The sequence below is a fragment of the Candidatus Methylomirabilota bacterium genome (genome assembly GCA_036005065.1).
In the GTDB taxonomy this organism is placed as follows: domain Bacteria; phylum Methylomirabilota; class Methylomirabilia; order Rokubacteriales; family DASRDR01; genus DASYQW01.
In genome coordinates, this window is the sequence record DASYQW010000063.1 from 1 (window position 1) to 13,025 (window position 13,025).

A 13,025-nucleotide genomic window follows, 5' to 3' on the forward strand; every position below is an offset into this window, starting at 1 on the left:
CCGCCCCGACCGGCACCCGCGACGTGTCCCCCCGGTGCACGACGGCCTACGTGCTGAAGGCGGATACCCTGACGGCGCCCGTGACGACAACCGTCCGCGGCCGGGGGTGCTAGATCATGGGAGGGGGCCTCGACGGCCCCCTCCCAGACCCTCCCCCGGGAGGGTTGCGCGGGCAAGCCCGCGCTCGGAGTGGAACACCGACCCGCGGCGGCTGGGCGAGGTGTTGGCGCGCGATTACTCGGGCCCGCCTGGCCGGGGCCTCGCGCAAACGTGGCTCCCGACAGCCGACTGGCAGGGGATCGAGGCAGGCTTCCGGGTGAGGAGCGCTAGGCGGACAGAGCGGCGGCCTTCACGGCTACCGGCCGGCGCCCGCGCCGGGAGCGCGATCGTCGCGCCCGGCGTGTCCCGGCCAGCCGTGTCGCCCTGTCAAGCGGCCGCGTCGAGCTGGACGAAGACCTCTTCGCGGTGGTAGGGCGCGCTCGGATCGATTCCGTTCTCGCGCAGGTACTCCTGCAGCCCTTCGCGACTCCACAGATCGGGTCGCGAGAGGAAGACACTCTCCGGGATCCGAACCTCACGCGGCGCATCGGTGCGCCGGGCCCGCTTTTCGCCGTCATCCGTCTTCACGCCTCTGTTCTCCTTTGCTTCGGGGGTACGTCGCTCGGGCGACGCCCCGGGTTGACGCAGAGGAGGCCGGCGCCCCCCGGAGCCTCCCCGTCGCCCTTTCGCGCGTGCAACAGCCATGCCGGACGCGAATGGCCTCGGGAGCGATTCTCACCCGGGACGGAGGCGGTCCAGGCGGCGCCGCTCGCGCTTGGTGGGCCGGCCGAGGCCGGGAACGCGAACGACCGGCGGCGGCTCGCGGTGGCGCCTGGGCGGGGGGGGTGAAAGATCCTCGTAAAGCGCTTGCGCCGCGCTGGCCGGACCCCGCCGCTCGCTCAAGCCGCGAACCACCACCTCGCGTCGCCACTCGCCCAGCGTGAGCCGGAGCCGATCCCCGACGCGCACGGCCCGGGAGGGCTTCGCCGCCTGACCGTTGACGTCGACCTTGCCGCCCTCGCAGGCGGCGTGCGCCAGGCTCCGGCTCTTGTAGAACCGCGCCGCCCATAGCCATCGGTCGAGCCGAGTCCCGTCCATCCTCAGCCGACGGCTGTCTTCTCCACGGGCGCCGCCGCGATCCCGGCGACGCGCTGGTTCAGCGTGTGGAGAATGGCCGTCTCCGGCCGGTACTCGATCACGCTCCAGGACGCATAGTCCTGGGCGAGCCGCAGGATGTTCCCGAGCGGCATCCCGAGGGCGTCGCAGAGAATGACGCGATTCGTCCCTCCGTGGGCGACGACGGCGACCCGCCGCCCGGGGTGCCGGCCCAGGATTTCTCGGAACGCCGGCATCACGCGTGCCTGGAGCTCCTCGAGCGTTTCCCCGTCGGGAAACGGGAGCGTCGCGAAGTTCGCGAGCCAGCGCTCGAGCACGTCGGGCTCCCGCTGGCGAATCTCCCGGAACGTCAAGCCCTCCCAGCGTCCCATCGCCATCTCGCGGAGCGCGCCCAGCTCCACCGGCGCGAGTCCGCGGGATCCTGCCAGGGGCGCCGCCGACTGCCGCGCGCGCAGCAGGTCGCTGGCGTATACCGCCTCGATCGGCTCGAGCGCGAGCTGCCGCGCCACGGCCTCCACCTGGAGCACCCCGGTCGCGGACAGGGCGACATCCGTGTGGCCGAAGAAGCGGCCCTCGGCCGCCCGCTCGACCTCGCCGTGCCGGATCAGGTAGACCCAGGTGGACACCGGCATCATGCGAGCCCGAGGTGCGCCAGGCCAGAGGCCACGGCCAGGGTGGCCGCCTCGGTCCCCTCGACGAGGGCGCCGAGGCAGTCGCCGGTCAGCCCGCCCAGACGGCGGCGCAGGTAGAGCGCGAAGCCGGCGGCCGCGGCCGCGGCCATCAGACCCAGGACCGCCCCCGCCCATCCGAGCAGACCCAGCGCCACGGCCACGGCGACGACCGATGCCACGCCGGCCCCGGTAGGCTCCAGGGCCCGCGTGAAGGCGTGGCCAGCGCCCTCGGGACGGGCCGCCGGGCACAGCCGGGCCAGTAGAACGGGGGCCAGACGGCCGAGCACAGGCGCCGTGACGAGGACCCGCCAGCGGACACTCGGCGTCAGGCTCGCCAGGACGGCCATCTTGAGGCCGAGGACGAGGACGATGGCGGCCACCCCGTAGGCTCCGGTGCGCGCGTCGCGCATGATCGCGAGCGCCTCCTCCCGGCTCCATCCTCCCCCGAGTCCGTCCGCCGTGTCGGCCAGGCCGTCGAGGTGGAGCCCGCCCGTCAGCAGCGCCCAGAGCGCCACCACCAGCGCGGCAAGGACCAACGGCGGCACGACCGCACCGAGACCCACGGCGGTCAGCGCCAGCAGGCTGCCCAGGACCGCGCCGACGATGGGGAACCAGCCGGCCGCCCGGCCCAGGTCCTCGGAGCCCTCGCCTCGGGGCACCGGCAGGATCGTGAGGTATCGGCAGGCGGAGAGGAGGTGGCGCACGGCGCGGTCAGGCCTCGGCGGGCAGGAAGGGCACCCGGCAAGCGATCAGACAGGATAGATGGCGTTGCGGCGAGGCGGGAATCGCTGCTCTTTGGTCTCGGCGTAGGCGAGGCGCTTGACGAGCTCGGCCCGGAGGGTCGACGGCAGGACCACGTCGTCCACGAGCATCTCCGAGGCGAGCCGATAGATGTCGATGTCTTGCTGGTACTCCTCACGCTTCTGCCGAACGAATTCCGCGCGGGCCTCGCCGCTGAGCTCCATGATCCGGTTGTAATGGACCGCGTTGATCGCGGGCTCGGGACCCATGATGGCGATCTGGGCCTGGGGGAGCGCCAGCACCGCGTCCGGCTCATAGGCCTGCCCGCACATGGCGTAGAGCCCGGCCCCGTAGCACTTTCGAACGATGACGGAGATCTTCGGCACGGTCGCCTGGGCGGTGGCGAAGATCATCTTGGCGCCGTGGCGGATGATACCGGCCCGCTCGACCCTCGACCCGACCATGAAGCCCGAGACGTCCGCCAGATAGACGAGCGGGATGTTGTAGGCGTTACAGAGCCAGATGAAACGGGCTGCCTTGTCCGACGAGTCGACGAACAGGACGCCCCCCTTGACCTTCGGCTGGTTGGCGACGATCCCCACCGCCCGCCCGCCGATGCGGGCGAAGCCGGTGATGACCTCCCGGGCGAACAGCCGCTTGAGCTCGAGCCACGACCCGGCGTCGATCACGCGGTCGATGACCTCGTACATGTCGAAGTACTTGCGCTGGTCGTAGGGGACGATCGCGTCGATCGGCCGGCCCGGCGCGGGCTCGGCCGATTCGATGGCCGCCACCCGCCCGCGGTGGCTCGACGGCATGTAGGCGAGGTAGCGCTTGGCGACCTCGATGGCTTCCTCGTCGGAGCCGACCAGGATGTCGCCGCAGCCGGATTCCTGGCAGTGCATCCGGGCGCCGCCCAGGGCCTCCTGGTCCACCTTCTCGCCGATCGCCATCTCGACCATCCGGGGCGATCCCACGTACATGGAGGCCTTGCCCTCGACCATGATGACGACGTCGGTCAGCGCCGGAAGGTACGCCGAGCCGGCCGGCGACGGCCCGAAGAGGATGCAGACCTGCGGCACCACGCCCGAGAGCTGGACCTCGTTGTAGAAGATCCGGCCGGCGTGGTAGCGGCCGGGGAAGATGCGGATCTGCTCCGAGATCCGCCCGCCGGCCGCGTCGACCAGGTAGAGCAGCGGAATCTGGAGCCGGGCCGCCTTCTCCTGGATTCGGACGATCTTCTGGACGGTCTTCTCCCCCCAGGAGCCCGCCTTCACCGTGTAATCGTTGGCCATGATGCAGACCGGGCGGCCGAGGACGGTGCCCACGCCGGTCACGACCCCGTCGGCCGGCGTCTCGGGCTCTCGCGAGCGCGCCAGAAGCCAGTCCTCCTCGAACCCGGTCCCCGGATCCAGGAGAAGCGCGAGCCGGTCGCGGACGAAGAGCTTGCCCTCTTCCCGGAGCTTCTCCCGGTGGCGGACGTTGCCCTGCTGAACGCGCGCGATTTCCTGCCGAAGGTGGTCTTCGCTCACGGGCGCCATGGTAGCACCCGCATTGCGACGCGGACAACCAGCCGAGACGCGCATCCCTTCCCGCCGGTCGCGGGCCAGCCCGCCGGCCGACCTGGCGGGCTGTCGGAGTAACCCGGGGCCGACCGCCGAGCGCGTGGTGCATCAAGGAGTGCTCCGAGCGGCGGCTTAGCCGCCGCCACGACGGGGGGGCATAGGGGGGGTCTTACGAGACCCCCCCGAAATGACTAGGGGCGGCCGGGCCATCGTCGGCGGTCTTCGGCCATGATCGAGCTCGTCGTCGCCGGGGCGGCCGGACGGATGGGGGGCCGCATCATCGCGCTCGCACGCGAGAGCCCCGACCTCCGGGTGGTGGCGGCCTTCGAGCGACCCGAGCACCCGGCCGTCGGTCGCGATGCCGGTGAGGTGGCCGGGGGAGGGCCTCTCGGGGTCCTCATCGGGGCCGACCCGGTGCCCGTCCTCGCGCGAGGCCGTGTGCTCGTCGAGTTCACGACGCCCGAGGCGAGCCTCGAGCACCTCCGCATCGCCGCCGACCGGGGCGCGCGGGCCGTCATCGGCACGACCGGGCTCAAGTCGGCCCAGCTCGACGAGATCAAGGCGCTGGCCGGCCGCACCGCCGTCTTGCTATCCCCCAACATGAGCGTCGGCGTCAACCTGGCCTTCCGCCTGCTGGCGTTGATGGCCCGGACGCTGGGCGACGAGTACGACGTCGAGATCACCGAAATCCACCACCGGATGAAGAAGGACGCGCCGAGCGGCACCGCCCAGAAGATGGCCGAGGTCATCGCGGACGCGCTCGGCCGGAATCTCGACGAGGTGGGCATGTACGGCCGCCACGGGATAGTCGGCGAGCGCGGCGCCAAAGAGATCGGCGTCCACGCGCTCCGGGGCGGCGACATCGCGGGCGAGCACACCGTGGTGTTCTCGACGCTCGGTGAGCGGCTCGAGCTGACCCACCGCGCTCACAGCCGCGACACTTTCGCGCGGGGCGCCCTCCGGGCCATTCGCTTCATCGCGGCCGCCGCGCCCGGTCTCTACTCGATGCACGACGTCCTCATGCTGTGATTCTCGGCCCTCCCGGCAAAGCCGGGCCGTTCGCCGTTCGGCGAACGGATGGGGCCGGCCTCCCCCGGGGAAGGACAGGGAGTTTAGACAGTGGGCCTTCGCGTTCAGCTGGCGGACCGCCTCACCCGACTGCCCCCGTATCTGTTCGCCGAGATCGATCGCCAGAAGAAGGAGGCGCGGGCGCGCGGCGCGGATCTCATCGACCTCGGGATCGGCGATCCCGACCTGCCGACCCCGGCCCACGTCATCGAGGCGCTGGCCCGGGCGGCACGCGAGCCGAAGAACCACCGGTATCCGGATTACGAGGGCCTCCTGAGCTTCCGGGAGGCGGCCGCGGCCTGGTATCGGACGCGCTTCGGCGTCGCCCTCGACCCGGTCACCGAGGTGCTTGCGCTCATCGGCTCCAAAGAAGGCACGGCCCACATGCCCCTCGCCTTCGTGAACCCGGGCGAGGTCGTCCTGGTCCCGGACCCGGGCTACCCGGTGTACGCCGCGGGCACCTGGTTTGCCGGCGGCGAGCCCCACTTCTTGCCGCTCCGGGCCGAGCGGGAGTTCCTTCCCGACCTGGATGCGGTCCCGGCCGACGTGCTGCGACGCGCGAGGATGGTGTACCTCAATTACCCGAACAACCCGACGGCGGCCGTCGCCACCCGCGAGTTCTTCGCGCGGGTCGTCGACTTCGCCCGGCGCCACAACCTCATCGTCTGTCATGACGCCATGTACTCCGAGCTCCGCTTCGACGGTTACGAGCCTCCGTCCTTCCTCCAGGTCCCCGGCGCCACGGAGGTCGGGGTCGAGTTCCATTCCTGCTCGAAGACCTACTCCATGACCGGCTGGCGGATCGGCTTCGTGGTGGGGAACCGGGACGTGCTGGCCGGGCTCGGGCGAGTCAAGACGAACGTGGACTCCGGCGTCTTCCAGGCCGTCCAGGAGGCCGGCATCGCGGCGCTCACCGGGCCGCAGGACTACGTCACGCAGCTCCGCGCCACGTACCAGGAGCGCCGGGACGTGGTCGTCCGGGGCCTCCGGAAGCTGGGACTGCCGGTGACAGCGCCGCGGGCCACGTTCTTCGTGTGGGCCCCGGTCCCGGACGGCTCGGACTCTCGGAAGTGGGCCTCGCGGCTTCTCCAGGAAGCGGGCGTCGTCGTCACGCCCGGCGTCGGCTTCGGCCCCTCGGGCGAAGGGTACTACCGAATCGCCCTGACGGTGGACGCGGCGCGGATCGCCGAGGCGTTGGAGCGGCTCGGCCGGCTCTCGCTGTGAGACGGCCGGGGCCGGGACGGCCGACCACTCGCTCACCCTGTCACCCGGCGGTCGACCGTGAGTGTCTTGAATCCTGACGGGGCAACGCGGCGATGAGCCCCGTCCGGCCCTCCCGCGGCGAGTCTGATATACTTTTTGTCGAGGACATCCGCTTCTACGGCCACCACGGGGTCACCGAGGCCGAGCAGGACGTCGGGGCGTGGTTCTCGGTGGACGTGGAGCTCACTCTCGACCTCACGCCCGCTGCCCTGTCGGACGACCTGGAGGCGGCCGTGGACTACGGGCTGGTTGTCCGGCGCGTGGTCGCAACCGGGACCGGAGAGCGCGTGCGGCTTCTGGAGCGCCTGGCCGGGATCCTCGCCGAGGTCCTTCTGCGCGAGTTCCCCGCCCGCGAGGTGACGGTTCGGGTGCGAAAGGTGACCGCCCCCCTCGACGGCATCGCGGCCGTCCCGGGTGTCCAGATGAAGCGAAGCCGGTAGCATGGGGACGCCGATGGCGCGCGTGTTTCTGTCACTCGGCTCGAACCTCGGCAATCGCCAGCACTACCTGCAGGAGGCCCTCCGGCACCTCGGGGGGCACCACGCGGTCCGGGTGGTCGCGTGCTCACAGGTCTACGAGACGGAGCCGTGGCCCGAGCAGCGGGTGACGCGGGAGCGCTGGTACCTCAACTGCGCGGTCGAGATCGAGACGGCGCTCCCTCCGCGCCGCCTGCTCGAGCTCGTGCACGAGATCGAGACGGGGGCCGGCCGGATCCGGGAGCTCACCACCTCGGCCCAGCCCGGCGAGTACGTGGCGCGCACGCTCGACATCGATATCCTGCTTTACGGGAACGAGATCGTGAGCGACTTCGATCTCCAGATCCCGCATCCGTTCCTCCACCTGCGCCGGTTCGTGCTGGCGCCGCTGGCCGACATCGCTCCCGACGTCGAGCATCCCACCCTCTACCAGTCGATCCGCGATCTCCTGGCCGAGACGGAGGACACCCGCAGCATCTTTCCCTTCTCCGCCTGAGTGGCAGCGGCCGGCGGATTTGCCGCCCCGCCCCTCACTCAGCCCGAGAGGGGATCAGCCCCCGGACGGGCCCTTGAGGCCCCCTGCGATTTGAGTTAGCGTGGCGGCACGGAGCGGATGACGTGTCCGACCCTTCCGCCGACTTCCGTCAGCAGGCCCTCACCCACCTCGACGCGCTGCACAACTTCGCGCTGTACCTGACCCGACGCCCCGCCGACGCCGAGGACCTGGTCCAGGAGACCTACCTGAGGGCGTTCCGGTTCGCCCACCGCTTCGAGCCGGGAACGCATCTCCGGGCTTGGTTGTTTCAAATCCTGAGGAATACCTTCTTGACCTTTTACCGCCGGGATTCGCGCGAGCTGGCCGTCCTCGACAAGGAGTCCGCCGATGGGCCCGATGAGGCCTGGGAGGCCGAGCTGCCGGTCGCCTCGGTCGGCACCGCCATCGACCTCGAGCGCGCCCTGGCCGACCTCCCCGAGGAGTTTCGGTCGGTGCTCCTCTTCGCGGATCTCGAAGGATTCACGCTGATAGAGATCGCCCAGATCATGGATACGCCGGTGGGGACGGTCAAGTCACGCCTGTTCCGGGCGCGGCGGCTCCTCCGCCGGCGCCTGAGCGATTACCGCGCCGGCTGACCGATACGCCGATGGACTGCCAGGAGGCCCGGGACCTGCTCGAAGAGCACCGGCGGGGTGAGCTGCCGCCCGAGGCCGCCGCCTCGGTGGAGGAGCACCTGGCCCGATGCGCACTCTGCCGGCGGGTGCGCCAGGCCGACGACGCGCTGGCGTCGATGGTGCGGAGCCTGCGACGCACGCCCGCCTCGCCCGCGCTCCACCGACGCATCCGGCGGATCGGGCGCGAGCCCGTCCGCCCGCTCCGATGGCTCGCCCGTCCATGGGTCGCCGCGGCGGTGGCGGCCGCGGTGGTCCTCCTGGCCCTTTCGCCGTGGCTTCACTTCCGACGCGATCCGACCGCCGACCCGTTCGAGCGACTGCTCCAGGGCGCCGTGACCGAGCACACGCGCATCCTGCTCCAGCTCCAGGTCATCGCCGGCGAGGTGTCCGACCCGGCCTCGGCCTTCGCCACGGTGCGGTCCCTCACCAACGTCCAGATTCCCCCGGCATTCGCCGGCGACGCGGAGCTCACCCTGCTGACGGCGCGGCCCACGGTCATCGCCACCCACAAGGCGGCGGCGGTGGTGCTCCGCGACCACGCGTGGTTCATCACCACGTACTTCGCCCTGCCGGGCAAGGATCTGCCCATGCCGAACGAGCGGCGTGTTCAGATCGAGCAGTACCGTCCGTACATGCGGGAGTTCGACGGCTTCCACGTCATCTACTGGAAGCAGGGCGAGTACGCCTACCTGATGGTCTCGGACCTCGACGATCCCCGCAGCCGGCAGCTTTTCCTCAAGATGCGCAAGGCCCTCTAGGTCATCTCGGGGGGTCTCGGAAGACCCCCCCGATGCCCCCCCGTCGTGGCGGCGGCACAGCCGCCGCTCGGACGCTATTCGACGCATTCCGTGATTGGGGTCATCGGCCGCTGATTACTCCGACACGGTCCTGGACCATGGGAGGGGGCCTCCGCGGCCCAGCCCGCCCTCAGATCTTCAGCCCCTTCACGACGTACTCCTGGGCGAAGAGCGTCACCAGCAGAGCCGGCCCGATCGCCATGACCGCGGTGGCGCTCATCAGATGCCACTCGATGCCGGTTTCGTGCACGAACTGAGCCATCCGGACGGTCAGCATCGGCGTGCGGCTCCCGGTCAGGATGAGCGCGAAGAGGAACTCGTTCCAGGTGTAGAGCCAGGAGAGAATGAACAGGGCGACGATGCCCGGCGTGGCCATGGGCACGGCGATGCGGAAGAAGGCACCCCAGCGCGAGCAGCCGTCGAGATACGCGGCGTACTCGGCCTCGGGGGAGATGCCGTCGAAGAATCCCTTCATGATCCACGAGAAGAAGCAGATGTGGATCGCGATGTGGGGCAGCAGGAGCCCGAGATAGCGGTCGAGGATCCCCATCCACTGGGTCAGCAGGTAGAGCGGAATGACCCAAGAGATGTACGGGATACAGCGGAACACGTAGATGAGGCCGAACCAGAGGCTGCTGGCCGCCCCCTTGAACCGCGACAGCATGTATCCCGAGGTGATCGTGACCGCCAGCGAGAAGACCGTGGCCAGCGTGGCGATGGCGGCGCTGTTGACGAATGACTCCTTCATCTCCGGCTTGGCCAGGGCTTCCGCGAAGTTGCCCAGCGTGAACTCGGTGCCCCGATGGACGTAGAAGACGCCTGACGCCGGACGCAGCGAGGTCAGGAGGATCCAGGCGACCGGGAAGACCATGAGGAGGGTCACGGCGGTGATGGCGAGCCCGAAAAACGCGCGCTTCCACCCCGGCCCCAGCATCCCGACCTCCCTCTAGTCGCCTTTCCGCGTAAAGCGGGCGACTCGTGCCAGCATCACCGCGATGCTCATGATGTTCCGCTCCGCGCGCGGGCTTCGCCCGCGCAACCCCTCCTTGGGGGGTTCGTCAAAGGGGGGCGTGAGCCCCCCTTTGAGGAGGCTAGCGCGACACTTCCACGGCGTAGCCGAGGACCTTGTAGAGGACGCCCCCGACCACCATGATGATCGCCGCCCCGATGAGCGAGGCGGCCGAGCCGAGGTCGAAGTTCAGGTAGACGAACGCCTGCTTGTAGGCGTAGATGCTGAAGACTTCGGTGGAGCGAGCCGGGCCGCCCTTGGTGATCGTCCACACGATGTCGAAGACCCGAAACGCGTCGATCGCACGAATGACGATGCAGACCATCATCACCGGCCGGAGGAGCGGAAGGGTGACGTACCGGAACGCCTGCCACGCGCCCGCCCCGTCGATCCGGGCGGCCTCCTGCGGCTCGGACGGCAAGGTTTGCAGGGCCGCCAGAATCAGAATGGTGAACCACGGCGTCCAGAGCCAGACATCGGTCATGATGACGATGCCCAGGCTCGTCCACCGCCCGACGAGCCAGGGGATCGGCTCGAGCCCGAGCGTCTCCAGGATCACGTTGGCGATCCCGAACTGGTCGTTGAACATCCAGGTGATCATGATCGCCGCCACCACCGGCGGCACCATGAGCGGCAGCAGGATCGCCGTGCGCACCAGCCGCGCCCCCCGGAAACGGCGGTTCAGCATGACGGCCAGGCCGAGCCCGGCCAGGAGCCCGATCAGGACCGTGCAGCCCATGAACAGGAAGGTGTTGGGAAGCACGGTGCCGTAGAAGAGCGGATCCGTCAGGATCCGGCGGTAGTTGTCGAGGCCGACGAACGTCTTCGCGGGGTTGAACAGGCTCCACCGCCGGAAGCTCGCGTTGGCGCCGATCAGGATGGGCACGATCTGAAAGCCGACCAGGACAAAGAAGGCGGGCAGGATGAGGGCCGCCATGAACCGCTCGCGCTCGCCGAACCGCCGGCGGGCCGGCTGTCGCATGCTCGCCTCGCCTCAAGCCACGAGCCCCGGCGATGGCCGAAGCAGCCGCCGGGGCTCGCGTCGGAATGCGATCACCGCCACCGTGCGGGATCTACTCGCGCGCGGCGATCTCGCTCATCTTCTTGGCCCCCTCCTCGAGGGCCGCCTTGATGGCCTCGCGGGGACCCGTCACCGCCTTGACCATGTAGTCGATGCCGGTGGCGAAGAACTCGGGCCAGCGGGCGAAGTAAAAGGCGCCGTGGATGATCTTCTCCGATTCGACCGTGGCCGCCCGGAACTTGCGGAACACGGCGTCGCTCTTGGCCAGCTCCTTCTGAACATCCTCGTTCGGCGGGAATCCGCCGGTGGCCTTCCAGAGATCGACCTGAACCTCGTGGTTCAGGTTGAGCCAGTTGAGCATCTCCTTGGCCACCTTCTTCTTGGCCGGATCGACGTGGATGGGGATGGCCCAGGCCCAGGCATCCCGCCAGGCGATGGACTTGAACTTCGCGCGAGGCCCCATGATGAACGGCGCCACGCTGATCTTGCCGGCCACCTTGGATTGCTTGGGGTCGTTGAACTTCCCGTAGAGGGTCGTGTCGGCCATGGTGATCGCCGCGTCGCCGGCCATGAAGATGGCGTTGGCGTCGTCGCGGGAATAGCCAGGCATGCCGGGCGGGCTGATCTTGTGCACCTTGATGGCGTCCCACCAGAACTCGACGGCCTGCACGGCCTCCGGCTCGGCGATCGCGGCCTTCCAGCCCGCCTTGGCGAGCTCGGCGTTGCGACGCTCGTGGAGCGGCACCAACAGGTCTCCGCCGTTGGCCCAGATCGACCAGAAGAACGAGAACCAGCCGTGAGGGTACTTCATGCCGCCCACGAAGCCCCACTTCACCTTCCCTTCCTTCTGGAGCCGCTGGGACGTCTTGACCAGGTCATCCCAGGTGCGGGGGACCTCGTTCTCCTTGAGGACGTCGGTGCGGTAGAAGAACGTCCCGATGGTCTCGACGAAGGGGACGCCGGTGTCCTTCCCTTCCCACACGAACGGCGGTTCCAGGATGAAGCGAGTCATCTTCTTGATGGCCGAGACATCGTCGACCGGCTCGAGGTAGCGCCCCCAGAGCTGTCCCCAGTCGTCGTTGTGCCAGATGATGTCGTACTGGCCACCCCGCGAGGTCAGGTTGGCGGTCATCTTCTCGACGTACACCTCGTAGGAGATGGGAACCGGTGTCAGCGTGACCTTGTGCTCCGCGGCCCATTGCTTCATCCACTTCAGCGAGTTCTCGTGGATGGGATGGGGCATGTAGCCGATCTTCAGCTCCACCGACTGGGCATCCGCCGTGGCCGCCCCGGCGAATCCGACGAGGCCGACGGCGAGCACCGCCACCAGACGAGCCATCCAGCATCGCGTCGAGGTCTGGGTCATGGTACGCCTCCTCTCAGGCTCCGCGCCGAAGACCGGGTACGGCGGGTCCAGGGACTCGGATCAGCCAGGCAAGACGGTCGGTAGAGCGATTCTATCGCACCGCCCGGCGCCGGGGTCAAGCGGGCTCGGTCGATTCCGGAGAGGGCCTCGGCGGCCTCTCCCGCGGGATTCAGTTCGCGAAATACTCGATGAGCTGGCGAAACTCGCCGTCCCCCATGATCTTGAGTTGTCCCGCCGGGCGACGGTAGAACGTCGACTGGGTGCCGGTCGTAGTGATGTAGATCTCCTCCGGCTCGGCGGGCGCGGCCAGCGCCTTGCGATTCTCGCGGGCCACGGTGACCTTGCCGACGGACGCCGGGATGCCCTCGGTCGCGCCGATCTCCTCGGTCGTCATCACCCGCTTGTAGGCCGCCGCCAGGATGATCCCGTTGTCGAGCACGATCACCTGGATGCGGTGGGTCTCGGACGCGATGTTGGCGTTGACCGCCGCCACCAGGTCGAGCAGCTGCTTGCGGAACCGCTCGACGCCGTCCTCGAACCGCTTTCGCTGGGTCGCCAGCCGCTCGGCCTCCTCGGCCACCCGGCCCTCGACCTTCTTCGCGACCGTCTTCGCCCAATCTTCTGCCATGGTCCCTCCTTTCCACCGGTTCGGCCCGCCTATTCTCTCACGACGCGCGCTCGGCCATGCCAGTGCCCCCGACGCGGGCCGGCTCACGACGTGCG

At 69.5% G+C, this 13,025-nt stretch carries 15 protein-coding genes; 6 read left to right on the top strand and 9 right to left on the bottom strand.

The window, feature by feature from the left end; genetic code table 11:
• Positions 1-426: 426 nt before the first annotated feature.
• From VGW35_04710 to VGW35_04730, 5 genes are all read right to left on the bottom strand, one after another.
• The gene (locus VGW35_04710) at positions 427-627 is read right to left on the bottom strand and encodes a hypothetical protein (protein ID HEV8306945.1); all 201 of its coding nucleotides are present in this window, start codon (positions 625-627) and stop codon (positions 427-429) included.
• Positions 628-774: 147 nt separating this feature from the next.
• Complete coding sequence (locus VGW35_04715) at positions 775-1,137, bottom strand: RNA-binding S4 domain-containing protein (GenBank protein ID HEV8306946.1); 363 nt, start codon at positions 1,135-1,137, stop codon at positions 775-777.
• Positions 1,138-1,139: 2 nt separating this feature from the next.
• On the bottom strand, positions 1,140-1,781 hold the full coding sequence (locus VGW35_04720; protein ID HEV8306947.1) for a histidine phosphatase family protein: 642 nt from the start codon (positions 1,779-1,781) through the stop codon (positions 1,140-1,142).
• A gap of 5 nt (positions 1,782-1,786) precedes the next feature.
• Positions 1,787-2,530 (bottom strand): adenosylcobinamide-GDP ribazoletransferase, encoded by a 744-nt coding sequence (gene cobS, locus VGW35_04725; protein HEV8306948.1) that lies wholly within the window; start codon positions 2,528-2,530, stop codon positions 1,787-1,789.
• A gap of 45 nt (positions 2,531-2,575) precedes the next feature.
• Positions 2,576-4,108 (bottom strand): acyl-CoA carboxylase subunit beta, encoded by a 1,533-nt coding sequence (locus VGW35_04730; protein ID HEV8306949.1) that lies wholly within the window; start codon positions 4,106-4,108, stop codon positions 2,576-2,578.
• Positions 4,109-4,360: 252 nt separating this feature from the next.
• Here VGW35_04730 and dapB point away from each other — a divergent pair, with 252 nt between their 5' ends.
• The 6 genes from dapB (at position 4,361) to VGW35_04760 (ending at position 8,867) form a co-directional block, all read left to right on the top strand.
• Complete coding sequence (gene dapB, locus VGW35_04735; GenBank protein ID HEV8306950.1) at positions 4,361-5,161, top strand: 4-hydroxy-tetrahydrodipicolinate reductase; 801 nt, start codon at positions 4,361-4,363, stop codon at positions 5,159-5,161.
• 90 nt (positions 5,162-5,251) lie between these two features.
• The gene (locus VGW35_04740; protein HEV8306951.1) at positions 5,252-6,424 is read left to right on the top strand and encodes an LL-diaminopimelate aminotransferase; all 1,173 of its coding nucleotides are present in this window, start codon (positions 5,252-5,254) and stop codon (positions 6,422-6,424) included.
• 92 nt (positions 6,425-6,516) lie between these two features.
• Positions 6,517-6,903: a dihydroneopterin aldolase gene (gene folB / locus VGW35_04745; GenBank protein HEV8306952.1), complete on the top strand. Its 387-nt coding sequence runs from the start codon at positions 6,517-6,519 to the stop codon at positions 6,901-6,903.
• 1 nt (position 6,904) lies between these two features.
• Positions 6,905-7,435, top strand: a complete 531-nt coding sequence (gene folK / locus VGW35_04750) for a 2-amino-4-hydroxy-6-hydroxymethyldihydropteridine diphosphokinase (protein ID HEV8306953.1) — start codon at positions 6,905-6,907, stop codon at positions 7,433-7,435.
• A 122-nt stretch (positions 7,436-7,557) separates the two neighbouring features.
• Complete coding sequence (locus VGW35_04755; GenBank protein ID HEV8306954.1) at positions 7,558-8,070, top strand: sigma-70 family RNA polymerase sigma factor; 513 nt, start codon at positions 7,558-7,560, stop codon at positions 8,068-8,070.
• 11 nt (positions 8,071-8,081) lie between these two features.
• On the top strand, positions 8,082-8,867 hold the full coding sequence (locus VGW35_04760; protein HEV8306955.1) for a zf-HC2 domain-containing protein: 786 nt from the start codon (positions 8,082-8,084) through the stop codon (positions 8,865-8,867).
• Between the two features lie 169 nt (positions 8,868-9,036).
• Here the strand turns inward: VGW35_04760 and VGW35_04765 are convergent, their stop codons facing one another.
• From VGW35_04765 to VGW35_04780, 4 genes are all read right to left on the bottom strand, one after another.
• The gene (locus tag VGW35_04765; GenBank protein HEV8306956.1) at positions 9,037-9,840 is read right to left on the bottom strand and encodes a carbohydrate ABC transporter permease; all 804 of its coding nucleotides are present in this window, start codon (positions 9,838-9,840) and stop codon (positions 9,037-9,039) included.
• A gap of 157 nt (positions 9,841-9,997) precedes the next feature.
• A complete protein-coding gene (locus VGW35_04770; protein ID HEV8306957.1) occupies positions 9,998-10,897 on the bottom strand; it encodes a sugar ABC transporter permease in 900 nt (299 codons plus the stop codon).
• 91 nt (positions 10,898-10,988) lie between these two features.
• Entirely contained in the window at positions 10,989-12,302 is a 1,314-nt protein-coding gene (locus VGW35_04775) for an extracellular solute-binding protein (GenBank protein HEV8306958.1), read from the bottom strand.
• 169 nt (positions 12,303-12,471) lie between these two features.
• Positions 12,472-12,930 carry a hypothetical protein gene (locus tag VGW35_04780; GenBank protein ID HEV8306959.1) on the bottom strand — a complete coding sequence of 153 codons (459 nt, stop codon included), beginning with the start codon at positions 12,928-12,930 and terminating at the stop codon, positions 12,472-12,474.
• Positions 12,931-13,025 lie beyond the last annotated feature (95 nt).